This window comes from Psychroserpens sp. SPM9 (assembly GCF_025153525.1).
Classification (GTDB): domain Bacteria; phylum Bacteroidota; class Bacteroidia; order Flavobacteriales; family Flavobacteriaceae; genus Psychroserpens.
In genome coordinates, this window is the sequence record NZ_JANZNR010000004.1 from 152,164 (window position 1) to 176,778 (window position 24,615).

Annotated in this window: 22 protein-coding genes; 16 read left to right on the top strand and 6 right to left on the bottom strand. The window is 35.6% G+C overall.

Annotated elements, in window-relative coordinates; translation table 11 throughout:
• Positions 1 to 139 precede the first annotated feature (139 nt).
• From N4270_RS09660 to N4270_RS09675, 4 genes are read left to right on the top strand one after another with little or no spacing between them, the layout of a single operon-like run.
• The gene (locus N4270_RS09660; protein WP_260096888.1) at positions 140 to 2,731 is read left to right on the top strand and encodes a hypothetical protein; all 2,592 of its coding nucleotides are present in this window, start codon (positions 140 to 142) and stop codon (positions 2,729 to 2,731) included.
• Positions 2,732 to 2,735: 4 nt separating this feature from the next.
• Entirely contained in the window at positions 2,736 to 3,563 is an 828-nt protein-coding gene (locus N4270_RS09665) for a hypothetical protein (RefSeq protein WP_260096889.1), read from the top strand.
• A gap of 22 nt (positions 3,564 to 3,585) precedes the next feature.
• On the top strand, positions 3,586 to 3,987 hold the full coding sequence (locus N4270_RS09670; RefSeq protein WP_260096890.1) for a hypothetical protein: 402 nt from the start codon (positions 3,586 to 3,588) through the stop codon (positions 3,985 to 3,987).
• Between the two features lie 9 nt (positions 3,988 to 3,996).
• Positions 3,997 to 5,148, top strand: a complete 1,152-nt coding sequence (locus N4270_RS09675; RefSeq protein ID WP_260096891.1) for a hypothetical protein — start codon at positions 3,997 to 3,999, stop codon at positions 5,146 to 5,148.
• A 54-nt stretch (positions 5,149 to 5,202) separates the two neighbouring features.
• Here N4270_RS09675 and N4270_RS09680 read toward each other — a convergent pair whose 3' ends face one another.
• Positions 5,203 to 5,397: a hypothetical protein gene (locus tag N4270_RS09680; RefSeq protein ID WP_260096892.1), complete on the bottom strand. Its 195-nt coding sequence runs from the start codon at positions 5,395 to 5,397 to the stop codon at positions 5,203 to 5,205.
• A gap of 89 nt (positions 5,398 to 5,486) precedes the next feature.
• Here N4270_RS09680 and N4270_RS09685 point away from each other — a divergent pair, with 89 nt between their 5' ends.
• Complete coding sequence (locus N4270_RS09685) at positions 5,487 to 7,025, top strand: YifB family Mg chelatase-like AAA ATPase (protein WP_260096893.1); 1,539 nt, start codon at positions 5,487 to 5,489, stop codon at positions 7,023 to 7,025.
• Positions 7,026 to 7,097: 72 nt separating this feature from the next.
• Here the strand turns inward: N4270_RS09685 and N4270_RS09690 are convergent, their stop codons facing one another.
• A complete protein-coding gene (locus N4270_RS09690; protein ID WP_260096894.1) occupies positions 7,098 to 8,462 on the bottom strand; it encodes a zinc-dependent metalloprotease in 1,365 nt (454 codons plus the stop codon).
• A 271-nt stretch (positions 8,463 to 8,733) separates the two neighbouring features.
• Between N4270_RS09690 and N4270_RS09695 the strand changes: the two genes are divergently transcribed.
• From N4270_RS09695 to N4270_RS09725, 7 genes are all read left to right on the top strand, one after another.
• Positions 8,734 to 9,852, top strand: a complete 1,119-nt coding sequence (locus tag N4270_RS09695; protein WP_260096895.1) for a DUF2891 domain-containing protein — start codon at positions 8,734 to 8,736, stop codon at positions 9,850 to 9,852.
• Positions 9,845 to 11,071, top strand: a complete 1,227-nt coding sequence (locus tag N4270_RS09700) for an Nramp family divalent metal transporter (RefSeq protein ID WP_260096896.1) — start codon at positions 9,845 to 9,847, stop codon at positions 11,069 to 11,071. The genes N4270_RS09695 and N4270_RS09700 overlap by 8 nt, the downstream gene beginning before the upstream one ends.
• Before the next feature lie 5 nt (positions 11,072 to 11,076).
• Positions 11,077 to 11,811 (top strand): 5-oxoprolinase subunit PxpA, encoded by a 735-nt coding sequence (pxpA, locus tag N4270_RS09705; RefSeq protein ID WP_260096897.1) that lies wholly within the window; start codon positions 11,077 to 11,079, stop codon positions 11,809 to 11,811.
• 4 nt (positions 11,812 to 11,815) lie between these two features.
• Entirely contained in the window at positions 11,816 to 12,550 is a 735-nt protein-coding gene (gene pxpB / locus N4270_RS09710; RefSeq protein ID WP_260096898.1) for a 5-oxoprolinase subunit PxpB, read from the top strand.
• Positions 12,531 to 13,391, top strand: a complete 861-nt coding sequence (locus tag N4270_RS09715; RefSeq protein WP_260096899.1) for a biotin-dependent carboxyltransferase family protein — start codon at positions 12,531 to 12,533, stop codon at positions 13,389 to 13,391. The genes pxpB and N4270_RS09715 overlap by 20 nt, the downstream gene beginning before the upstream one ends.
• Positions 13,392 to 13,481: 90 nt before the next feature.
• A complete protein-coding gene (locus tag N4270_RS09720) occupies positions 13,482 to 14,000 on the top strand; it encodes a hypothetical protein (protein ID WP_260096900.1) in 519 nt (172 codons plus the stop codon).
• A 680-nt stretch (positions 14,001 to 14,680) separates the two neighbouring features.
• Positions 14,681 to 15,496, top strand: coding sequence for a sensor histidine kinase (locus N4270_RS09725; protein WP_260096901.1), 816 nt, complete (start codon positions 14,681 to 14,683; stop codon positions 15,494 to 15,496).
• Here the strand turns inward: N4270_RS09725 and N4270_RS09730 are convergent.
• Positions 15,493 to 16,200: an RluA family pseudouridine synthase gene (locus N4270_RS09730; protein WP_260096902.1), complete on the bottom strand. Its 708-nt coding sequence runs from the start codon at positions 16,198 to 16,200 to the stop codon at positions 15,493 to 15,495. The two genes, N4270_RS09725 and N4270_RS09730, sit on opposite strands and share 4 nt — an antisense overlap.
• Before the next feature lie 15 nt (positions 16,201 to 16,215).
• Entirely contained in the window at positions 16,216 to 17,034 is an 819-nt protein-coding gene (panB, locus tag N4270_RS09735) for a 3-methyl-2-oxobutanoate hydroxymethyltransferase (RefSeq protein ID WP_260096903.1), read from the bottom strand.
• Between the two features lie 105 nt (positions 17,035 to 17,139).
• Here panB and N4270_RS09740 point away from each other — a divergent pair, with 105 nt between their 5' ends.
• Entirely contained in the window at positions 17,140 to 17,598 is a 459-nt protein-coding gene (locus tag N4270_RS09740) for a nuclear transport factor 2 family protein (RefSeq protein WP_260096904.1), read from the top strand.
• Here the strand turns inward: N4270_RS09740 and N4270_RS09745 are convergent, their stop codons facing one another.
• Positions 17,599 to 19,023 (bottom strand): L-serine ammonia-lyase, encoded by a 1,425-nt coding sequence (locus N4270_RS09745; RefSeq protein ID WP_260096905.1) that lies wholly within the window; start codon positions 19,021 to 19,023, stop codon positions 17,599 to 17,601.
• Between the two features lie 207 nt (positions 19,024 to 19,230).
• Positions 19,231 to 19,812, bottom strand: coding sequence for a Crp/Fnr family transcriptional regulator (locus N4270_RS09750; protein WP_260096906.1), 582 nt, complete (start codon positions 19,810 to 19,812; stop codon positions 19,231 to 19,233).
• A gap of 186 nt (positions 19,813 to 19,998) precedes the next feature.
• Between N4270_RS09750 and dnaK the strand changes: the two genes are divergently transcribed.
• From dnaK to N4270_RS09765, 3 genes are all read left to right on the top strand, one after another.
• A complete protein-coding gene (dnaK, locus tag N4270_RS09755; protein ID WP_260096907.1) occupies positions 19,999 to 21,915 on the top strand; it encodes a molecular chaperone DnaK in 1,917 nt (638 codons plus the stop codon).
• A 310-nt stretch (positions 21,916 to 22,225) separates the two neighbouring features.
• The gene (locus N4270_RS09760) at positions 22,226 to 23,230 is read left to right on the top strand and encodes an NAD(P)-dependent alcohol dehydrogenase (protein ID WP_260096908.1); all 1,005 of its coding nucleotides are present in this window, start codon (positions 22,226 to 22,228) and stop codon (positions 23,228 to 23,230) included.
• 109 nt (positions 23,231 to 23,339) lie between these two features.
• On the top strand, positions 23,340 to 24,569 hold the full coding sequence (locus N4270_RS09765) for a class I SAM-dependent rRNA methyltransferase (protein ID WP_260096909.1): 1,230 nt from the start codon (positions 23,340 to 23,342) through the stop codon (positions 24,567 to 24,569).
• Positions 24,570 to 24,615: the final 46 nt, after the last annotated feature.

Sequence of the window (24,615 nt, forward strand, 5' to 3'; positions counted from 1 at the left end):
TTAATAATAATTTTACCATTAAATTGAATTCCCGAATTTTACTCATATTTTTTTTGTAGCTTAGGGCTATAATTCTCCCTCATAGATCATTAAAATTAATTCTTGTTGACGCTAAGAGTACTAATTTTAAATTGTTTTTATGCCTTTTCAATATCCAGGGAAATTAATCCTGCACTTTCTTAATTTTGTTAATAATGTCATTACGTCATTTGGGAAATTTGGAAAGTCCTCTTATTTAAGTCTGTTGTTTCTCGGTATTATTTTGCTTATGGTTCAAGCCCTAGAGCAAGCCAATACGCTGTTGGTCGATATGATAGAAAGCGATAAAACGTCATTGCTGTTGTGCTTTGTAGTGATTTCTGTTTTTGCATCAGTCTTATCTCATTATCCGAGATATATCTATTATGCCGAAAATATTAACGACAGTCGCGATGACCATAAATGGTATATTTATAAATGGTTAGGTTATGCCATTTTTATTTTTTCTAAGATTGACCCAAAGTATAAACAGGATTTTAAAGCGAAATTTTTCAGACACTGCTTAGGCTTGGTCATCTTCATTATTTGGCATTATTATATTTATCAAACCTTTTATCCGAAGTTATATTTTAGTGGTTTTGATATCTCGTTAATTCAAGCTGTCACACTTTTATTGTCTGTAATTCCTGCTGCAATACTTATTTTTTTACTGGACACTTTTGATAAATATCAAGATCAATTATTAATTGTAAAAGGGGATGAGGCTACCAATGCTATCAAAGCAAAAAAGAAGCAATTTGTTACCAAAGGCGTGAATGCCTTGTTTATGTGTATAGGTTTGGTGTTGGTTTTAGGCTGTATTATTGCCTTTACATTAAACTTTAGTATTTACGGCTATTGGTTGCTTCAGGTATTTACGTTTGTGTTAGCGCTCTTGTATATTTTGTTTAGAGTGTTTCGTGTCTACGCTAAGACCGTCAATTTTAATCGCTACTATTTTTTAAGTAGCAGTGTTGGGTATCTAAGGTACTATTTTGTGTTTTTTGTCATCGTGATTCTATTTCTCGTGTATAGTAATATTGCTGTGTTTTATAACTGGAAATTGTCTAATGCCATGCTTATATTGCTGTGCTATTTCTTTATTACTTACTATGCTTTGGCGTGTTTGGTGAAATATTTTTTCATGATAACAATTTTCAGGACACAAAAAGAAGACCTAGATAAAAACCCTTATGTTACCGAAAAAAACTACCTGTACAGCTCTGGCGTGCTTCCCGAAAACAGGCATCATTTAGTGTCTTTAGACGATCAAAATATGTTTTCGGTACGACGACGTTTAATCGCCTCTATTGTCACATTAGTGATTGTTATTATCTCAATTGTAAGTTATACTTCGGAAACCCAAATACACGAATTACAGGCTTTTCAAAACATTGAAAATGAAGAGGTGTTATACATGGACGCCTTTAAAGATAGTCTTAGGTCCAGAACCGACAAACCTTTATTTTTTGTGGCTGCTCATGGTGGCGGATTAAAAGCTAATATCTGGACCATGAAAGTCTTGAACGAAATTCAAATGCAAACTGAAGGTGAATTTTTAGATCAAACCGTATCGTTTTCGGGCGCTTCTGGCGGAATGATGGGCGTGTCTTTATATTCGGTTTTAGGTGGTGAATACACTGATGATTTTACGACTATCGGATTGAAAATTGATCAGGTGGCTAATCAAAATTTTGCTTCAAAAGATTTGGCTTTGACCTTTGGGTATGATTTTATACGAAAATTGTATCCTTTAAGTAGTATAGGAAAGTACAGAGATCGATCTTATTATTCCATGGTAACCTATCGGAATATCCTCGAAGATCAATCTGTAATGACCCTAGATTCGCTGTCGTTTAATTCCTATTGGAAAACCAATATATTCAATAATAAACGCGGTTATTTTCCGTCGCTAATTGTCAACACCGCAAAAACCAATGGAAGACGTGGCGTGTTTTATTCTGTAAAATATCCGCAGGATTCTACGTTGTTTTATAATTCTGATAATTTATCACAATTGCGTAACGGTCGTTCAATTGCTTATTATGAAGCGGTATCGTCTACTAATAGATTTCCTGCGCTGAGTCCGGCAGCAAAAATAAAAGGCTATGGTCATTATATTGATGCGGGTGCTTTAGATAATAGCGGACTCCTTAGTTCGATGGATTTACACAATTATTTACTGAAGGATTCTACCTTAAATAAAACCAAAAAAATATTCGTCGAAATTATAAATGGAAGAAATAATTACATCTGGCATCTGGTGCAGAAATTTAAAGATGAAAACGATATCACTCATTTAAAAATTGATGAAGTAGAGCAGGATAATATTGTGGCCGATTTAAAAACGGGTTTTAATCTGGATAAGATTCCTAATTATTTGAGCGACTTTATGCAAGACTGGAGCAAAGATCCTTTAGTTGATTATATACCGATTCATTTGCCGTTTCAGATAGAATTTGACGAAGTGCAATCCTTTTTAGGAGGTGATCTCATTGATAAAAATCAAATCCTTGCTTTCGAGCAGTTTCTGAAACAGGAAAACGCTAAAGTTAAAGCCCAAATTAAAGACAATGCGACCATCTGGAAAACCTATGAGCCAACATTGGCACGACACTTAAGTAAAAGCACTATTGCATATTACGATCGTGTGATTCAGAGTGAATTGATTAAAGAACAAATAAACGCTATTCATACAGCATTAGAAGATTAATATTATGGAACAAATAAATGCAATCAAGGGAATTCCTCTACACTACGCCAGATTGACCAGTCACCCTTATGGAACACGAGGTGAGCAGCGTGATTTTTTAATAGATTCTGAATTTTTAGAGGTTTTAAAAACGGCCTTGGCCGAAGTTTTTGCACATTGTCCCTTAGGAACTCCAGAAGTGATTACGACGGCTGGGATTTTTGTGGATAAACCTGGTCAGCATGGCAATGGTAAGGCCTTTGATTTGGATGCGATTTTCTGGAGCACTAATGCTCTGGTTACTTTAAATTTTGTCCATCAAAAAGAATTGTATTTAGGAATAGAATCGTTTTTAAGAAAGCATTTTGGCATCGTTTTAAATTATTATTATACCAATCATGAAGACCATTGGCATGTAGATACAAGTGTGAATGTAGATTATCATGAATCTTCAAAATCGGAAACTTTATACCTGCAAATGGTTCTTAAGTTCATCTACGGAAAAGCAATTATTGTCGACGGTATTTCGGGTCCGCAAACAAGAGCTATAACACGAGATGTATTTGATCAATTGAATATTAACACACCCATTACAACAAAGGTGAATTATTTGAAATTTTTAGATCTTACAGGTAAAATTGCCTTTAAGCTCAGTGAAGCTAAAAATTCGCCACTTCAATTGTTTGAAAATCTTTCAGATGTTGTTGAAGCCTTGCCTGTGCAACATAAAAACGAGGTGATGCAAGCACTTAACAGTTTTTCAGATCATGCAGAGACATCGCAATGGTTAACGGCTTTTGAAGATAAACATCACGACTTAGATGCTGTCATTTCCGAAGTCTTAAATACTTAAAACACCTTAAAACCAATACGCTATGGATTCATATCAAGTAGGAACCAATACACCTATCAAATTAAAAGTCGGAATAGAAACCGAGGCCATCACTATGACTTATCCGTTTTTATATCATTCTGAAGATGACGATACGCCTTATTCAATGATTTCACCTTTTGATCCAGCTCAAAAACCAGGCTGGAAACAGTTAGACAACGGAAATAAAGTCAATGGAAAATTCTTTAGAGTGGTGAGTTTTTTGAGGTTTTTTAATTCGTTTCCAGATGAAGAAACCTTTAACCTTGCCATTCAACAAGTAAAAGACACTTATGAAGCAAGCCTCAAAGGCGGTGATGTGAGTCCGTATATGATGGCTTTCGAATTAAAATCCTTTTATAAAGACAAAACCTGTGTAATCGAAAGTGAATTGCTATTAACTTAAACTCAAGCTATGAAAAAAATTGTACTACTAAGTGTGTTGTGGTCTTCAATTGTGATAGCGCAATCTGGAACAGAGCCCACAGCAGCACTTCAAAATATAGCACCTCCAAGTTCACCAGCTTTTGTGTTGATGGATATTACACCGTCAAATATTATCGTGCCAGAAAATATTCAGGCTTTTTCTTTGCAGACCATCAGTGCTTTTTCTGGAGATAGTTCAAATGGGTTATCCAATAATAATTATGCGGTCGAATTTCAGCCGTACTGGTATGTCAAACGTGAGCGGATGGATTTCTTTAAATATAACAATCTAACAACGCAAAAGGCTGATGATTCTGAAGTAACACCCAACGATTATACAGGCTATAATATATTTGGCGATGTATGGAAGCGGTTTTCTGTCTCAATGGCTTTAATGAATGGAACATTTGATGTGTTGCCTCAGGCACAATCGTATGTTTCGGTTGGGGCACGAACACGATTATTATCTTTTAAAACTAAGAGTCAGATTAATGATATCAAATCACAATATACGGCGTATACGACATTTATGTCTAGTCCAGAAGTGATTGCAATTTTTGCGAAACCAGGTTTGAGTCCTTCAGAAATTAATACAGCCATTACCAATTTAGAGACGTATAAAACCATAGTAACCGATTTTGAAAATACCCTTCAGCGGAAGCCTGTATTTGCTTTAGATGTTGCCGCTGCTTATAGTCATTTTATGGGTGATAAAAATCAGGATTTGGATGATGCCTTCGGAAGATTTGGTGTTTGGGCTTCTGGAGATTTGGCCTTTTATACACCAACCATTGGTACTAATAGTCATGTGCACATATATGGTGTATTTAGATACCTTCGTGATGGTTTGAATTTAAATGAAGCCTCCGATTTATTTATTGAAACTAAAACTGATTACGGCGTAAAAATGGAACTCGAATTAGACAAGCTGTCTTTTGCTTATGAATACATTACGCGAGATGCCGATGATAACAATGAAGAACGTTCTATAGGTTCTATTCGTTATAAGATTAATAAATCATTCACGCTAAATGGTGGTTTTGGAAAAAATTTTAAAAGTGATGGCGAACAGGTGGTGCTCTTCGGAATTCAATGGGGATTAGATTATGAGCCTAGTGTGGTTTTGGGTGCGGGGAACTAATTGTTTAAGTTCTGTCAATTCATTAAAACCAATTACCTAAAGTTTGATAGGCCTTTAGTTCTCATTATAATTTCTATAAAATCGTATTAAACCTCCAATAGCAACGAGTACACCGCCAACAGTCATTAAAACTTTATTATCTATTTGACCGTCAACATCATTATCACCCAAAACGAAAATGCATATGAGAATTATAACGACGCCAATAAGCATTAAAGGATCACTGATTTTATAGAAGAAATGTTTCATAAGTAGATTTTGAACAAATATATAGATTTTCCAATTTTTCATTTTATATCCTCAAAACTTTAATTACATTTATAGAAAATAATCTATATATGCTTAAAAAAGTTTTTGGTAGTGCAGTGTTTGGTGTGGAAGCAACAACCATTACTGTGGAAGTGAATGTCGACAACGGTATTGGTTATCATCTCGTCGGATTGCCAGACAATGCGATTAAAGAAAGTAATTTCAGGATTGCAGCTGCACTTCAAAATAACGGTTATAAAATTCCGGGAAAGAAAATCATTATCAATATGTCGCCAGCCGATTTGCGTAAAGAAGGCTCTGCTTATGATCTCACTTTAGCCATCGGAATCTTAGTAGCGACCAATCAAATTCAAGCTGCACATATCGAAGATTATCTCATTATGGGTGAATTGTCTCTTGATGGTAATTTACAACCTATAAAAGGTGCCTTACCCATTGCAGTTAAAGCTAGAGAAGAAGGGTTTAAAGGTTTTATTCTTCCGAAGCAAAATGCTAAAGAAGCTGCTATTGTTGATGGTTTAAATGTTTATGGTGTTGACAATATCGATCAGGTGATTAATTATTTTGATGCCAATGAACCTTTAGATCCAACTATAATTAATACACGCGAAGAATTTAATAAAAGTCTTAATTTTCCTGAATTCGATTTTTCAGATGTGAAAGGTCAAGAAAGTATCAAACGCTGTATGGAAATTGCTGCAGCAGGTGGTCATAATATAATATTAATTGGACCACCAGGCGCAGGAAAAACCATGTTAGCAAAACGTCTACCCAGTATTTTGCCACCAATGACTTTACACGAAGCTTTAGAAACGACAAAAATTCATTCGGTTGTAGGTCGAGTTAAAGCTCATACAGGTTTGATGGCACAACGCCCTTTTAGGAGTCCGCATCATACCATCTCTAACGTCGCCTTAGTGGGTGGAGGCAGTTATCCGCAGCCAGGCGAAATTTCTTTATCACATAATGGGGTGTTGTTTTTAGATGAATTGCCAGAATTTAAACGCGAAGTGTTAGAAGTGATGCGACAACCTTTAGAGGATCGGGAAGTGACAATCTCCAGAGCTAAATTTACGGTTACTTATCCATCATCCTTTATGTTGGTCGCGAGTATGAATCCGAGTCCGGGCGGTTATTTCAATGATCCCAATGCACCAGTAACGTCGTCTCCTGCTGAAATGCAACGGTATTTAAGTAAAGTTTCCGGACCATTATTAGATCGTATCGATATTCATATTGAAGTGACGCCTGTGCCTTTTGATAAGTTATCTGATGAACGCAAGGGCGAGTCTTCGGTTGAGATTAGGGAGCGTGTTACAGCAGCGAGACTCCTACAAACACTACGCTTTAAAGCATCTGAAAACGTTCATTACAATGCACAAATGAATACAAAGCAAATTCGGAAGTATTGTAAATTAGATGAGAGTTCAATGACTTTGCTTAAAACAGCTATGGAACGTTTAAATCTTTCAGCGAGAGCATACGATAGAATCTTAAAGGTGTCGCGTACCATTGCCGATTTAGAAGCGTCAGAGTCAATTCAAGGCGCTCACATTTCCGAAGCCATTCAATACCGTAGTATGGATCGTGAGGGCTGGTTGGGGTGATGGGCTAGAACAAAAGCACATAGTTTGATCTATATGCTTTCGTTTTTATATTTAATAATTATAATTTAATACTTAATCTAGAACGTCATAGAATTGAGGTCTAGCTTTCTTTACTTCAAATTGCTTGTCTATGTAAAAAGTTCCACAGTTATTACTTACTCTGCATTGTACAGTATAAAAACCTTCAGGTGCTGTTGGTAATACTTCTACTTCTGTGAAAAAATCATTATTATAATTTTGACGAATATCAAAATATTGTCCTGCATTAGGGAATGAATAGCTAAAAACTACCCATTCTACATTTGTATAGCTTGAAAAGTTAGAGCTTGATGTTGAGAAGGCTCCAGTTTGGTAGTACTTTAGTAGGTTTGGGCCACTTATAACTGCTGATCCGCTAGGAGTAGGAGATCCTGTTGAAATATTTCTTCTAACCAAGTCACCGTTACTTAACTGTGCTTCAACATAAGTTCCGCCTATAACAGCACCATTATGCGCCAGTTCGACTGTAACTGTATTACCATTTTCTGAGACAATATTTAAATTTGTAGATACATGCCAATCCGCAACTGTAGCACCAGTAAGTGTATAAGTCGCTTGTCCTGAACAAAGTTGAGCTGGGCCATTAATACTAGTTATTGGATTAATTATAATATTTGTGCATCCACCATATAAGTAATCGACAGCAACAGCATCATAATTTGAAAAACCTAATGAGTTTTGACCAACAATAAAGGCATTCATGACAGAATTAGGATCATTAATCGGTGTACCCGGTATTGGATTGTAGCCACCAGTTGAACTTGATTGATCAGTATGTACAAAACCAACGCAGTGTCCTATTTCATGAATAATAATATTTCTCATTTGATTATTGCTAGGAGGAGAGGTGTCAGTATTTGTAAAATCAAGATTGATGTAAACATATCCAAATGGATCCATATTTGAATCAGGTAACCCTGCTCGTCCTAAATAATTTGAAGGTAATACATCAGGGCTTTCAGGATCCATATCACTAATTATTTTTATATCAGCATTTTGGGCATGATTTACTAAAACAAATTGCAAACAAGAATCATCAATTACGGTATTCCAATCAGATATAGCGTTAGTAATGGGAATTAGCCATGGGTTTGGATCTTGCGAGATGACTCCTCCTGGGTCAGTAATTTTTGAATATACATTGATGATTCGAGGTGTCGTTCCATTTAATCCAACGGTATTGTCAGAATGTGCTTGTCTCTCAAAATTATCACTATAGTTGTTGTAATCCTCTATGTTTTTTGAAAATACTAAGTCACCTTCAACAATATAAGAGTTTTTAGTTTCTTTAATGTTGTCAATATCAAACCCCATTCGGGTTAATTGTTCTACCACAGGTGTAATTTTTAATTGTTCTTTTTCGGGTTCAAGAGTGTCTTTCGAACAATTTTGGAACATCAGTAGTGTTAAAAAAAGTACTAAAAATAGACGGATGTGTAAGTTTTTTTTTCTCATGATTTGATTTAGATTTAAAAATAAAGCGTTGTTGTTTTAAAAGTAAGAAAATTCAACAGTAAAACAATAAGAATTAGTGTTAAAATATTGAAATACATGTATTTATGTTTTTGTGCTTTGTTGTGTGTAAATGCTGTAAGGTCTATGGATTATAGAATTTTTTCGAATTTAAATTTTAAAATTATGTTAGAATTTAAAATCTTAAATTTATAACATGAAAAACTATCACATCCTTTGGATTGCACTTTTGCTTTTGGGTTGCAATACTTCCGAAGAACAAAAAAGTAAAACACCAGAGGTAACCACAAAGATTGAACAGGTTAAAACACCAGCAATCGACTTAGAGCAAGCTAATCGCTTGGCGCAATTGCCTATTCATTGTATCCAAACCGAATATCCAAACAAACTCAATCAAACCATTGGTAGTGATGCCGACTTACAATCACCTCAAGACTTGCATCCAACATTTTACGGGTGTTTTGACTGGCACTCGGCAGTTCATGGTCATTGGAGTTTGGTGAGTTTATTAAAGCAATTTCCAGATTTAGATACTGCTGACGCTGCAAAAAAGATGCTTCTTGAGAATATGTCTAAAGCAAATATAGAAGCTGAAGTGGCTTATTTCTTCGGAAAGTACAATACAACGTATGAACGTACTTATGGCTGGGCATGGTTATTAAAGCTTGCTGAAGAATTGCATACCTGGGATGATCCAATAGCCAGAGAACTGGAAGCTAATTTACAACCGCTCACCGATTTGATTGTTAGTAAATATCTGGAATTTCTACCAAAGTTGAATTACCCTATTCGTGTTGGTGAGCATCCTAATACGGCTTTCGGACTCTCATTTGCGTATGATTATGCAAAAACACTTAGACATAAAGAACTGCAAGATGTAATTGAGCAACGGGCTAAAGATTTTTATAATCAAGATCAAGGTTGTCCGCTAACTTGGGAGCCTAGTGGCTTCGATTTTTTGTCACCTTGCTTCGAAGAAGCGGCACTGATGAAACGCGTGTTGCCTATTGAAGATTTTAAAATTTGGCTCAACGATTTCCTTCCGCAGTTAAAAGACCAAAATTTTAGTTTAGATACAGGGAAAGTAAGTGATAGAACCGATGGGAAACTCGTGCACCTCGATGGTGTTAATTTTTCAAGAGCATGGAGTCTCAATGAAATTGCTCGGGATTTACCTGAATATGCGCATCTTAAAACCATAGCGAATCAACACATCAATTATTCCTTGCCAAGTATTGTTGGTGATAGTTATGAAGGTGGTCATTGGCTCGGTAGCTTTGCGATTTATGCTTTAAATTCTGTAGAACGTGATTAAAAACTGGTTTAGAAATATTGGTCCGGGACCTCTCGTAGCTGCCGCTTTTATTGGTCCGGGAACCGTTACAGTTTGTACTTTGGCTGGTGTGAATTTTGGATTTTCACTGCTTTGGGCCATGTTGCTGTCTATAGTTGCAACAGTTGTTTTACAAGAAATGTCGGCACGATTGGGCATTGTTTCGCAAAAGGGTTTATCTGAAATTATTAGATCTGAAATTCCGAATCCGTTAGTTCGAACCTTAGCCATTGTATTGATTCTTTCGGCTATTGTAATTGGAAATGCCGCTTATGAAGCTGGAAACATAAGTGGTAGTGTACTTGGTTTAGAAACCTTATTTGGTGCTTCTCAAATTGTGATTGGTGATATTTCATTTGCAGTTTTTCCACTAATTATTGGTGCTATAGCTTTTGTTTTACTTTATATTGGCAATTATAAAATCTTAGAAAAAGCTCTAATTTCCTTGGTAATTTTGATGAGCCTGGCCTTTTTAATTACAGCAATATTGACAAAACCTGATATGTCTCAAATTTTTAAGGGTTTGTTCATGCCTAAGTTTACAGATGAAAATATTCTTACTGTTATCGCTTTGGTTGGGACCACAGTGGTGCCTTATAATTTATTTCTTCATGCGTCTTTAGTAAAAGAAAAATGGAAAGATACTAGCGATTTAAAATTTGCTAGAAAAGATACTATTGTTGCTGTTGTTTTAGGCGGAATTGTTTCGATGTGCATTATAATTTCAGCGGCTGCTATAAAAACTGTTGAAGTCACTAATGCGGCTGATTTGGCTAAAGGTTTGGAGCCTCTTTTCGGTCGATTCTCGTCTTATTTTTTGTCATTGGGATTATTCGCAGCTGGAATAACAAGTGCGATTACAGCGCCTTTGGCTGCGGCTTACGTGGCTTCAGGATGCTTAGGATGGCGTACGCATATGAAAGCAAAACGGTTTCGAATGGTATGGATGTTTATTTTAGGTTTGGGCGTCTTGTTTTCATCAATAGGCTTTAAATCTATTGAAATTATAAAGTTTGCGCAGGTTGCTAACGGATTGCTATTACCTGTAATTGCTGGGTTTTTATTATGGATAATGAACAAAACCTCAATTCTTGGAAGGTATAAAAACTCATTAATTCAAAATGTTTTAGGGTTTGTTATCTTCGGAATAGCTTTATTTTTAGGTGTTAAGAGTATCTTGAAAGTGTTTAATGTATTGTAATTTACGTGTATAAAATAGACCTCAATTGTGATTTAGGAGAAGGTGTTGGTAACGAAGCCTTATTAATGCCATTACTGTCATCATGTAATATTGCTTGTGGTGGTCATGCAGGCAATGTGTCTACGATGGAAACGGTTACAGCGCTTGCAAATCGTTATCAGGTAAAAATTGGAGCGCATCCGTCGTTCCCAGATCAGGAGAATTTTGGACGGAAAATTATAAAAATGTCTCAGAAAGACCTTCAGGATAGTATTTACAGTCAAGTACAAGGTTTAAAAATTATTCTCGATAAGCAAGATTTGCCACTGCATCATATTAAACCTCATGGCGCTTTATATAATCTTGCTGCTATTGATGAAGAAACTGCAACAGCTATTGTTAAGGTGGTAAAACGATTTGGACCTCATGTCTTTTTATATACGCCTTATCAATCGGTGGTTTCTCAAATAGCAGTTAGTGCTGGTGTAAAAGTTAAGTTTGAAGCATTTGCCGATCGCAATTATAATGATGATTTAACTTTAGTCTCGAGAACAAAAACACAGGCTTTGATACATGATTCGGAAACGATGTTTCGACATATTTATCAAATAGTTTTGAATGAAAAAGTGACGACAATTAATGGGGTAGAAGTGACGCTAAAAGCAGATACATTTTGTGTGCATGGTGATGGCGAAAATGTGGTTGAAAACCTAACGGATTTAATATTAAAATTAAAGCAAAATATGATTGAAATTTCTTAGATTTATGTTGAAATTTAACCTCACATATCGACGCTTTTCAGAACGGTCTATTTTGGTAGAATGGCCTTCAGAAATCAACGAAAACATACTTCACGATGTGTTAGATTTTAAAAATAAACTAGAAAACACTAATATTAAAGAAATAGTTCAGGTAAATAACGCATATAATTCGTTATTAATTATTTACATGTTTACTATTGATAATGCCTATGATGAAATTAAGAGGCTTAAAGCACATTATTCTAATCGCGATCATTTAGAAAAATCTGTTTTTAATCTTTGGAAAATCCCTGTGTGTTATGATGAAGAATTCGGGATAGATTTAGTAGAGATTTCAGAAAAAAAAAACTGCTCGAAAGCTCAAATTATTCAGCTGCATTCTGAACCCATTTATACCGTTTATTTTATTGGATTTTTACCTGGATTTTTATACTTAGGCGGATTGGATAAACGCTTGCATTTTCCGCGAAAAAAAAGTCCGAGATTACAAATAAAAAAAGGTGCCGTTGCGATTGGCGGACCACAAACAGGAGTGTATCCAAATGAGAGTCCTGGAGGTTGGAATATTATCGGCAATTCGCCAATAGTGTTTTTTGAAACCAACCAGGTAGAACCTTGTTTCGCTAAAGCAGGTGATAAAGTTCAATTTGTTCCTATTAGCAAATCTGAATATGATGTGATACATGAGGAGATAGAAAACGGTTGCTATCAACTAGAAAATGAAGTGTACCATGGTTGAAGTTATTAAAACAGGACTGTTGGATACGATTCAAGATTTTGGTCGCTCGAAATTTATGAGCTATGGTGTACCTATCTCGGGTGTTATGGATCGTTATTCGGCAGGTTTAGCAAATTCTATCCTTGGAAACGATAAAAATGCAGCCGTTATAGAGTGTGTGGGTTTTGGGCCCAGGCTTAAGTTCTTACAAGGTTCTGTGATCTGCATTACAGGTGCCGATATGAGTGCAACTTTAAACTCTAAACCCATAAAAAACAATACAGTAATTACTGTAAAACTTGGTGATGAATTAGCCTTTGGAGCGCTAATTTATGGTTGTCGCAGCTATGTTTCCGTTTTTGGTGGTTTTCAAACCGAAACTGTTATGGAGAGTCGTAGTATGTTCAAGCCGGTTACTTCTAATTTTAGACTTCAAAAGGGAGATCTTATACCAATTTCCGAAGTAAATATAGCAACGCAAGTCAGTTATTCGAGTATAAAAGTGAATGCGACACATTTTGAAACTACGGTTTTGGAAGTTATTAAAGGACCAGAATTTGATAATTTAAGCCAACAAGCTCAAGTAGCATTGTTTGAAAACGATTTTGTGATCTCTAATTCCAGTAATCGTATGGCTTATCAATTTGAAAACAGAATTGAAAACACCTTGGCCCCAATCATTACATCTCTGGTTTTGCCTGGTACGGTGCAGTTAACGCCTTCAGGAAGCCTAATCGTTTTAATGAGAGACTGTCAAACCACTGGAGGCTATCCCCGAATATTCCAACTTACAGAGACAGCCATTAATATGCTATCTCAGAAGTTTTTAGGTCATATGATTCGGTTTAAATGTAAAAATTAGTAGGAAAAGACTTAGATTTTAACACAATTTGTGGTTTTGTATTAAGATTTTCAATACATTACAGCGCAATTAATTCAAACTGATCAAATTATGAAAAAATTAGTACTACTTATTTTAGGCTTTATTTTAGGGGCATTAGCCATGTATTTTTACTGTCAGAAAGACGGCGGATTAGAAGGTATGGAACCAGACGATCCAAAAGGTTTAATAACTCCAGCAGAAATTAAAGCGTTGACCCATGCTTATAATCCGAGGTATGATTCCATTACAAATCAATTTTTTAGAGGTGTTCAAGGTGGCGATAATAGATCGTCATGGTATGATTTAGAGGATCTGCGAAATTATTTAATTATCGCTGAAAATCAAGCGAAAGACTTGAACTATAAGATGGACGGAGTTAGAATTTATTTAGGAGCTCATCCTACTCAAGGTAATATTCCTGGTTATACAACGATGTTATTTGTGCCAACCGGACAGCCGATAACAACTTCTGAAGGTAAAATGTTTAACTTTGCTCTTCAAACAGGAGGTGGCGGTGATATTCCAGGAGGTCTTGGTTTAGATAAAGGTACTGAAGGAGTGCCACCAGGCGCCAATTACCCACAATAGAATTAATAAAACTATCATTTGAGAGATTTTTTAATAGATAATTATTCAGTAATAACTAAATCAGTAGAGTTTATTGCTGCATTGTCTGGTACTATCTATTTAAAAAAAAACAAGAATTCTGTTCTTAAAATTTTTGTAGTCTATCTATGGCTAACATTTATTGTAGAACTTATTGGAGAATACACAGGTATATTACAGAATAATTACGATTATGAATGGTATATTAATTTAAAAAACAGTGTTTTTTGTCCTAATACATGGCTTTACAACATTTATACCTTTCTTTCTATTGGTTTGTTAGGTATATTTTATTCTGGTTTGCTTAGTAGTAAACCATTTAAATTAATAATTAGGAGTATTGTATTGATATACAGTATTTTTTCTTTGATATATTATACATTTACTGATGCCTTTTTCGTGATGGGTTTACCTTTTGACGATATTTTGGCATCAGTAATTGTTTCTATTTATGTTATCTTATATTTTATTGAGTTAATGAAGAGTGAGTATATCTTACTATATTATAGATTACCATCATTTTATATTAGTGTAGCATTATTACTGTGGTATCTTTGTGTAACACCTCTATTTATTTTTAACGAATATTTCAGGGCTGTAAATACTGATTTTGTGATGTTTAGATATCTTCTGTTACTATTTATTAATATTTTTACGTATTTATGTTTTGCATTCGGCTTTTGGTATTCGCTCAAGATGAGCAAGCAATAAATAAAGAGCAAATAGCTTTAATTGGCTATGTCATTTTTGCTGTCTTATTATTATCAGTTATGGTCATACTCTTCTTTATGACCTTTCAGAAGCGAAAGAACAAACTTTTATTAGACCAAATTGAGCAACAAAAAGCATTTGATGAAGAAATTTCTCGCACACAAACTGAAATACAAGAGCAAACCTTAAAACATATTAGTTGGGAGCTACACGATAATGTTGGTCAGCTACTAGCTTATGCGAATATGCAACTCAATATGATAAGTGCGAAAGTCCCAGAGGACATCAAAGACAAAGTCACAGAAACGACACAAATTGTAAAAGATAGTTTGACTGAAGTTCGTGCTTTATCAAAATCTTTAAATAACGATGTGTTGTTAAATATGGGGCTTGAGGCTTCTATTTTAAATGAACTCAACCGACTTAAACGCATGCAGTTTGCGACTGCTGAATTGAGTGTTGTAGGAGAAAAACAAGACTTTAGAGATAAAAAACATGAAATTATTATTTTTAGAATTTTGCAGGAATTTCTTTCAAATTCAGTAAAATATTCTGAAGCTCATAATTTAAATGTTGAATTGAATTATTCAGAAGACCAACTAGTTATAACAGCTTCTGATGATGGGATAGGCTTTGATGTTGCTACTGCTGAAAAAGGTTCCGGACTTATTAATATGAAAAATAGAGCAGAACTTATTGGTGCCACATTTGACATCAAATCAGAACCTCAAAATGGGGTAACGCTTATTGTAAATTATCCGCTTTAATGTGTTTCACAAGCTTTCCAAATAGGATCTTCTGGTAAGGGAGCAGTGACGTTGATAATTTCTTTTGAAACCGGATGCGTAAATTGTAAGTGCCTTGCATGTAAACTGATACTGGCATCTTTATTACTACGTTCAAAGCCGTATTTTAAATCGCCTTTTATTGGTGAGCCTATTTGTGCTAACTGACATCTAATTTGGTGATGTCTTCCCGTTTCTAGTTCTATTTCTAATAAGAAATAATGGTCTAGAGCTTTCAGGGTTTTATAATGCAAAATAGCTTTTTTACTATCTTTTATTTCTTTTGAATAGGCTGTAGATTTATTCTTTTGCGGGTTTTTCTTTAGCCAATTAATCAAAGTGCCTTGAGGCTGCTCAGGCGCATGTTTTACGATGGCCCAATAGGTTTTGTTAGCTTTTTTTTCGGCAAATAATTTATTGAGTCGAGGTAAAGCTTTGCTGGTTTTTGAAAATAAAACAATACCTGTGGTTGGTCTGTCTAATCGATGCACCACACCTAAATAAACATTTCCGGGTTTGTTGTATTTGTCTTTAATATACTCTTTGACAACGTCGCTTAACGGCTTGTCTCCAGTTTTATCACCTTGTACAATATCACCTGCGCGTTTATTCACGATGATGATATGATTGTCTTCGTAAATGACCTGAAGGTTATTTTTATGAGATATAATTTTATCTTTTGACAAGTTTATCAGGCTTGATTAATACTGTTCATTGTCATTTGGAAAGTCTACAGCTTTCACATCATCAACATATTGACCAATCGCTTTGGTCATGTCTTCGTATAGATTCATATAGCGACGTAAAAAACGCGGATTGAATTCGTGAGTCATTCCTATCATATCGTGTAGCACCAAAACTTGTCCGTCAACACCAGCACCAGCACCAATTCCAATAACAGGAATCGATACACTTTTAGCGACTTCTTCTGCCAGTTTTGCAGGTATTTTTTCTAAAACAATACCAAAGCATCCTGCTTTTTCTAGCATAAGTGCATCTTCTTTTAATTGTTCGGCTTCTTGTTCTTCCTTGGCGCGAACAGTATAGGTTCCAAATTTATAAATAGATTGTGGTGTTAAACCTAAATGTCCCATAACAGGTATTCCAGCATTCAGGATACGTTTTATAGACTCTTTAACTTCTTTGCCGCCTTCCATTTTTACAGCATGGCCACCAGATTCTTTCATAATTCGAATCGCAGATCGTAAGGCTTCTTTGGGATCACTTTGGTAACTTCCAAAAGGTAAATCGACAACCACTAAGGCTCTGTCTATTGCTCTAACTACTGAAGAGGCATGGTAAATCATTTGATCTAAAGTAATAGGTAAGGTCGTTTCGTGTCCAGCCATAACATTACTTGCAGAGTCACCAACCAAAATCACATCTACTCCAGCTTCGTCAACAATTTTAGCCATTGTATAATCATAAGCCGTAAGCATTGATATTTTTTCATTATTCTGTTTCATATCAACGAGTGACTTAACCGTAATTCGTTTGTAATCTTTTTTTGCAGTAGACATAGTGTATAAATTAATTATTCGTAAAAATACAGAGTTTTGTTAAACTTTATTTATTCTTAAGGCTAAAAACTATTTATTTTATAATTTAACTGAAATTTTAAAATCATGAAACATACTATAGTTTTCTTAACGCTTTTAGTTTCAATAGGTTCTTTTTCTCAAACTTCGGAAAGTGATAAAGTAAAAGCAACAATCGAACGTTTCTTTGAAGGGTTTCACAAACAGGATAGTACCATAATTCTTGAAACAGTAGGAGCAGATATAAAGATGCAGTCTATAGGCAAAAATACGGAAGGGAAAGCGGTTTTAAGTACTTCCGATTTTCAAAAGTTTTTAAAGTCAATTATAGCTATTCCAAAGGATAAAAAATTTAAAGAAGCTATTTTAGGTTATAACATTCAAATTGATGGTGATATGGCAAATGCCTGGACACCTTACAAGTTTTGGTTTGATGGTAACTTTAGTCATTGTGGAGTCAATTCGTTTCAATTGTTTAAAGATGAAGGCACATGGAAAATCATCTATCTCATTGATACACGACGAAGGGATTGTAAAGAAGACTAATTAGCAATCACTTAAATGGACACCAACAGCCAAGCCACCTTCACTGGTCTCTTTATATTTGGTGTTCATGTCTTTGGCGGTTTCCCACATGGTATTCACTACTTTATCTAGCGGGACTTTGACATTGTTTGGATCGGTGTCTAGCGCCAACTCACAAGCATTGATGGCTTTAATGGCGCCCATAGCATTACGTTCTATACATGGTATTTGAACTAATCCGCCAATAGGATCACAAGTCAACCCTAAATGGTGTTCCATGGCAATTTCTGCAGCAATCAAAACCTGTTCGGGTGTGCCTCCAGACAATTCACACAAAGCACCAGCAGCCATTGCAGAAGACACGCCAATTTCAGCTTGACAACCTCCCATGGCAGCACTTATGGTCGCACCTTTTTTGAAAATACTTCCAATTTCACCAGCAACCAGTAAAAAGCGTTTGATGTCTTCAAAATTTCCATCGTGATTTTCAATCACTAAATAATACATTAAAACCGCTGGTATCACCCCAGCACTTCCATTCGTAGGAGCGGTAACAACACGCCCAAGTGAGGCATTAACTTCGTTAACAGCTAAAGCAAAACAGCTCACCCATTTAAGGATTTGTCTAAATTTTACTTCAGTATTTCTAATGGCGTACAGCCATTCAACAGGAGTGGTGTAGGTTGCAGAACCTTTTAAACTCTGATGCATATCGTATGCACGTCGCCTTACATTGAGTCCGCCAGGTAAATTACCTTCCGTATGACAGCCTGTGTACATACATTCTAGCATGGTATCCCAAATACGTTGAAGTTCGGAATCTATAGTTTCAATGGGGCGAATTGACTTTTCATTTTCTAAAACCACACCAGAAATAGGGAGCTTTAAATCTTCACAAAATTTTAAAAGTTCTTTTCCAGTAGATATCGGATATGGGAATGTACAATAAAAAATTATTTTATTGGCTTTTGATACTTTTCGTTCTTCCTGTACCACAAATCCGCCACCAATGGAGTAGTAGGTCGATCGGTAGCGTCGTCCGTTAATATGTGCCGAAAACGTTAAAGCATTGGCATGAAATGGTAAGAATTTTCTATTGAATATAATGTCTGTTTTAATATCAAAATTTATAGGGATTTCATTATTAAAAAGAAGCGTATTCGTGTTTTTGATCGCTGCAATAATGACATCAATCGTTTCAACAGGGACGTGTTCTGGATCCGTTCCGCTTAAACCTAAAAGTATAGCATAGTCTGTAGCATGACCTTTACCGGTTAGCGATAATGATCCATAAAGATCAATAGTGATTTTTTCTACTTTATCAAACTTTTTTGTGTCTTTGAGCTCTTTGATCCAACGTTCAGCAGCACGCCAAGGTCCTAAGGTATGAGAACTTGAAGGACCAACACCAATTTTCAGCATATCAAATACAGAAATACACTCCATTAACTATAGAATTTTAATAGGTCAAATATATAGTAATTCTAGCGAATTTATGTCTGGAATTTTAAATTAAAATGCACCTTAAAAATCATTAATAGTGTCTCAATTAGGAGTCGATGTAATTGGAGTAAGTACGGACTGTTTTTTTTGTTTTACAATTTTAGCACATTAGAATTCATGAGGAATATTAGCCTGAAAAAAATCAAAAAACTAATACATTTTTGATCGGATTCTACTCAATTGAACAGGCGTAATATTAAGGTAAGAGGCGATTTGATACTGCGGAATTAAATTTTCAATATTTGGTATGCGTTCTTTTAGTTTTAAGTAACGTTCTTTTGCATTCATAGAAGAAATGGCGATGAAGGTACTTTCGCCTTCCATAAATAAAAACTCCAAATAACGCGAATAGAATTTTAGAACTTCAATATTGGTAGTGCACAAATCAACAAAGGCTTTATAATTGATTTCATAAATGTGACAGTCGGTAAGAGTTTCGTAAACAAACTCAGACGCCTCATTTGTCAGCATCGAAGTGAAAGAAGCAAAAAATTCAATAGGCGTAAATAGCGTTTTCGTTAATTCTTTCCCATTTTCCATAATAAGATAAGAGCGTATCACTCCTTTATTAACCAAAAAAAGTTTACGGCTCACCTCTCCAAGGTCAACTAATTTAGTGCCTGCTTTGAATTCTTTTAATTCTGCTATAGCATATAATTTGTCATAAACTTTTCTTGATAACGGATAAAAAGAGCACATAAGGTCATAATTAACGTCATAGTAATCGGTCATAATCTGCAAAGGGTTGGGTTATAAATTATGTCAATTTAAAGGTATGAATTTTTCAACAATAATTTGTTTCTGTGACATCATGTCATATTTTTTGTCATGGCATAATGATTGACATATAGATTACGAAATTAAAATGAACATAAACATTTCCGAAGAAAGGAAATAGATAACACTAAATATAAAATTATGAGTAAGATTATTGGAATCGATTTAGGAACTACAAACTCTTGCGTTTCTGTAATGGAAGGTAACGAGCCAGTAGTTATCCCAAACGCTGAAGGTAAAAGAACAACGCCTTCGGTTATCGCCTTTGTTGAAGGTGGTGAAATTAAAGTTGGAGACCCAGCAAAAAGACAAGCAGTGACTAACCCAACTAAAACGGTTTATTCGATTAAACGTTTTATGGGTAACAAATATTCTGAATCTAAGAAAGAAGCAGAACGTGTACCATATAAAGTGGTAAAGGGAGATAATGATACGCCTAGAGTTGATATTGACGGACGTTTATACACACCTCAAGAATTATCAGCTATGATTCTTCAAAAAATGAAGAAAACAGCTGAAGATTATTTAGGAGCTTCAGTATCTCGTGCCGTGATTACTGTTCCAGCATATTTTAATGACAGTCAGCGTCAAGCAACTAAAGAGGCTGGTGAAATTGCTGGTTTAAAAGTAGAACGTATTATCAATGAGCCTACAGCAGCAGCTTTAGCTTATGGTATGGATAAAAAAGGTGTAGACCAAAAAATCGTGGTTTTCGATTTTGGTGGTGGAACACATGATGTCTCTATCCTGGAATTAGGTGATGGTGTATTTGAAGTATTAGCTACAGATGGTGACACACATTTAGGTGGTGACGATGTTGATGAAAAAATCATCAACTGGTTAGCAGACGAATTTAATGCCGAAGAAGGGATTGATTTACGTCAAGACCCAATGGCTTTACAACGTTTAAAAGAAGCGTCTGAAAAAGCAAAAATTGAATTATCATCTTCTGCGCAAACTGAAATCAATTTACCATATGTTACGGCTACGGCTAGTGGGCCAAAGCACTTGGTACGTACATTAACACGTTCTAAGTTTGAACAGTTAATTGACGATTTAGTAAAACGTACCATAGAACCATGTGAATCGGCTTTAAAAGCGGCAGGTTTATCTAAGAGTGATATTGATGAAGTAATTTTAGTAGGTGGATCAACACGTATCCCAGCGGTACAAGAAGCTGTAGAGAAATTCTTCGGAAAAGCGCCTAGTAAAGGGGTGAATCCTGATGAAGTTGTATCTCTAGGAGCAGGAATTCAAGGTGGTGTATTAACAGGTGATGTAAAAGATGTCTTATTATTAGACGTAACACCTTTATCTCTTGGTATTGAAACCATGGGGAACGTTATGACCAAGCTAATTGAAGCTAACACAACGATTCCTACTAAGAAATCACAAGTGTTCTCAACAGCTGCAGATAATCAGCCATCGGTAGAAATCCATGTATTACAAGGAGAGCGCCCAATGGCAGCAGATAATAAAACCATCGGTCGTTTCCACTTAGACGGAATTCCACCAGCACAACGAGGTGTTCCTCAAATTGAAGTTACATTCGATATTGATGCTAATGGTATTATCAAAGTGTCTGCAACCGATAAAGCTACAGGAAAGTCTCAAGATATTCGTATCGAAGCTTCTTCTGGTTTAACTGAAGAAGAAATTGCTAAAATGAAGCAAGAAGCTGAAGCAAATGCTGAAGCTGATGCTAAAGCAAAAGAAACGGCTGATAAATTAAATCAGGCAGATGCAATGATTTTCCAAACTGAAAATCAGTTGAAAGAATTTGGTGATAAATTATCTGATGATAAGAAAAAACCAATTGAAGAAGCGCTTGAAGAATTAAAGAAAGCTTACGAAACTAAAGACATCGCTGTTATTGAGCCTGCTTTAGAAAAAATTAACGAAGCATGGAAAGTGGCTTCAGAAGAAATGTACAAAGCGCAAGCCGATGCTCAAGGAGCTCCTGAAGGAGGACCAACAGATGCTGGAGCTGGTGCTAAAGGACAAGCTGCAGACGAAAGTAGTGATGTTGAAGATGTAGATTTCGAAGAAGTAAAGTAAGTAATGAGCCAAGTTTTGCCCTCAGGCAAAACTTGTGCGAATCACTTATCCCGAACTCGTTTCAGGATCTCACAAAACAAAGCGTCATGCTGAACATGTTTCAGCATCTCACACAATTGTCATTCTGAGCGAAGTCGAGGAATCACACAAGAATAATTACTTAACATTTAAAAAACGCAATCCGGAAGGGTTGCGTTTTTTGTATCTCTCTAACTAAAATCACAAACCTTAACAAGCTATTAGGAGCGAATTAAAACTCTAATTTGTATCTTACAATTATTAGATAAAATCTTATAAAAAAAGAAAATATATGAAAGTAAACGCATACGCAGCAAAAGAAGCTAAAGCACAATTAGAACCATTTGAATATGAATTCCCAGATATTGGGAATGAGCAAGTGGATATTAAAGTGCATTATTGTGGACTCTGTCATAGTGATTTGAGTATGATTAATAATGATTGGGGAAATTCGCAATATCCTTTAGTACCTGGTCATGAGATTGTTGGTGAGGTCATTAAATTGGGTAGTGAAGTTAAAGGCTTGAAAGTGGGTGATAAAGTAGGTATGGGCTGGTACTCTGCATCCTGTATGCATTGTAATCAATGTATGGATGGAAAACAGCATTTATGTAGCGATGCTGAAGGAACAATTGTTGGTCGTCATGGCGGATTTGCAGATCATGTTCGTGGCCATTGGTCTTGGGTGACCAAACTTCCGCAAGGAATTGATATGTCTAAAGCCGGACCATTATTTTGTGGTGGTATTACAGTATTTAATCCGATAGTGCTTTCAGGAGTGCAGCCTACAGATAAAGTTGGCGTAATTGGTATTGGTGGTTTAGGCCATATGGCACTTAAGTTTTTAAAAGCTTGGGGCTGCGAAGTCACTGCATTTACTTCTAATAAAGATAAAGCTGATGCTCTTAAAAAAATGGGAGCGCACCATGTTGTAGATTCAACCGACCCTGACGCCCTTGAAAGTATTGCCGGAACCTTAGATTTTATTCTGAATACCACGAATGTAAAACTAGACTGGAATTCCTTTTTATCCACGTTAGCACCACAAGGAAAATTACATACAGTCGGAGCGGTATTAGAACCTATGGAAATTCCGGCATTCAGTATGATTGCTGGTGAGAAATCGGTTGGAGGTAGTCCGTTAGGAAGTATCGCTTTAACCAGAAAAATGCTGGAGTTTTGCGTTCGTCATGACATTTATCCTACAGTTGAAGAATTTAAATTAGAAAACGTCAATGAGGCGATTCAGCATTTAGAAGACGGAAAAGCACGCTTTAGAGTCGTACTTAAAGCATAAAAACAAAATAGTAACTATACTAATAGATGATTAAAACGCAACTTTACAGAGTTGCGTTTTTTTATATAAGAGACCTAAGGTTATAGATAATTACTGTTAATTTGCAGTTATGAAATTTTCCAAAAGTGTAGAACCATCATATCAACCTAAGCGTCTAGCCGTAAAACTCACTGCTAAAGGTGAAAATTATGTGCAGCAAGGACATCCTTGGGTGTTTTCAGATAGTATCGTAAAAATTAATGATGATGCGAAAACAGGAGATTTGGCTATTATCTTCGGAAAGCGAAAAAATGCCATGATAGGTATCGGATTGTACGATGAAAATTCGCCTATACGTATCAAAATGATTTATAGTGCTGGTAAGCCTATACAAATAAACGATACTTTTTTTCTTCGGAAAATTAAGCAAGCGTATGAAAAGCGGATTCCGTTATTAAAAACCGATACCACAAGTTACCGACTCCTTTTTGGTGAAAATGACGGATTCCCTTCTTTAATTGCCGATGTTTACGCTTCGGTTTTAGTTGTCAAACTCTATTCTGAAATATGGCTGCCTTATCTCAATACCATTTTAGAAAGCTTAATAGAAACATCATATTGTGAAACGGTTGTTATCAGATTAAGTCGAGGTTTACAGCAGTCTAATTCGCATCAATTAAACGATGGTGATGTCGTTTACGGAACTTTAGATAACGAGGTTGTTGAATTTGTAGAACATGGTGTTCGCTTTTCGGCAAATGTGATTAAAGGCCATAAAACAGGTTACTTTTTAGATCATAGAGAAAACAGACGTCAAGCAGGTATTTTAAGTCAGAATAAAACCGTTTTAGATGTGTTTTCTTATGCAGGCGGATTTTCAGTGCATGCCTTAGCTAATGGCGCCAAAGAAGTGACTAGTGTCGATATTAGTGCTCAGGCTCTAGAAATTGCAGTTCAGAATGGAAAATTAAATGATTATCCAGGCGTTCATAAAACATTAGCTGGTGATGCCTTTGACATTTTAGAACAACTCATTTCAGAAAAAAAACGTTTTGACGTGGTTGTTATTGATCCGCCAAGCTTTGCAAAACAACAATCTGAAATTCAATTGGCCAAAAAAAAATATGCACAACTGGCAAGGCTAGGTGAGCAATTAACAGCAAGAGAAGGCTTGTTGGTCTTAGCTTCATGTTCTTCTCGTGTCACAGCAACAGCATTTTATGACATCAATGATCAGGTTTTAAAATCCACAAAACGCTCATTTTTAGTCGAACAAAAAACACAGCACGATAGTGATCATCCTATCGGTTTTTCTGAAGGCGCTTATCTTAAATGTGGTTATTATAGATTTCTGGATTAACAAACTGTTATGCATGCATAATATTTATTATATTTGTTGTCTACAA